1 rRNA gene is annotated in these 1,183 nt (G+C 50.0%); it reads right to left on the bottom strand.

Annotated elements, in window-relative coordinates:
• Positions 1–1,160: ribosomal RNA gene (locus tag F2P46_RS35875) — 23S ribosomal RNA — on the bottom strand; the annotation flags it as partial.
• Between the last annotated feature and the right edge of the window lie 23 nt (positions 1,161–1,183).

Here is a 1,183-nt window from a genome sequence, read left to right as displayed (position 1 = left end):
ATATCCGCAGCTTCGGTGACTGGCTTAGCCCCGTTACATCTTCCGCGCAGGACGACTCGATCAGTGAGCTATTACGCTTTCTTTAAATGATGGCTGCTTCTAAGCCAACATCCTGACTGTTTTAGCCTTCCCACTTCGTTTTCCACTTAGCCAATCTTTGGGACCTTAGCTGGCGGTCTGGGTTGTTTCCCTCTTGACGCCGGACGTTAGCACCCGACGTCTGTCTCCCAAGCTCGCACTCATCGGTATTCGGAGTTTGCAATGGTTTGGTAATTCGCAATGAACCCCTAGCCATAACAGTGCTCTACCCCCGATGGTGATACTTGAGGCACTACCTAAATAGTTTTCGGAGAGAACCAGCTATTTCCAAGTTTGTTTAGCCTTTCACCCCTACCCACAGCTCATCCCCTAATTTTTCAACATTAGTGGGTTCGGACCTCCAGGGCGTGTTACCGCACCTTCATCCTGGCCATGAGTAGATCACTTGGTTTCGGGTCTACACCCAGCGACTGTCGCCCTATTCGGACTCGATTTCTCTACGGCTTCCCTATACGGTTAACCTTGCCACTGAATGTAAGTCGCTGACCCATTATACAAAAGGTACGCAGTCACGGAACAAGTCCGCTCCTACTGTTTGTATGCACACGGTTTCAGGATCTATTTCACTCCCCTTCCGGGGTTCTTTTCGCCTTTCCCTCACGGTACTGGTTCACTATCGGTCGATTACGAGTATTTAGCCTTGGAGGATGGTCCCCCCATATTCAGACAGGATTTCTCGTGTCCCGCCCTACTTGTCGCACGCTTAGTTCCACACATCGCATTTCGTATAAGGGGCTATCACCCTCTATGGCCGGAGTTTCCAATCCGTTCTACTATGCGTCATGCTAAAACGTGCAGGCTCATCCCATTTCGCTCGCCACTACTTTGGGAATCTCGGTTGATTTATTTTCCTGCAGCTACTTAGATGTTTCAGTTCGCCGCGTTCGCTTTGCATACCTATGTATTCAGTATGCAATGACCTGTAAAGGCCGGGTTTCCCCATTCGGAAATCTGCGGATCAAAGCTTGTTTGCTAGCTCCCCGCAGCTTATCGCAAGCTACTACGTCCTTCATCGCCTGTAATCGCCAAGGCATCCACCATGTGCACTTATTCGCTTGTCCCTATAACGTTAGCCTCTGTTCCG

This window comes from Massilia sp. CCM 8734, assembly GCF_011682155.1.
In the GTDB taxonomy this organism is placed as follows: Bacteria; Pseudomonadota; Gammaproteobacteria; order Burkholderiales; family Burkholderiaceae_D; genus Telluria_A; species Telluria_A rubra.
The sequence above is the reverse complement of the archived record's forward strand: the minus strand, read 5'-3'. Positions and strand labels throughout refer to the sequence as shown.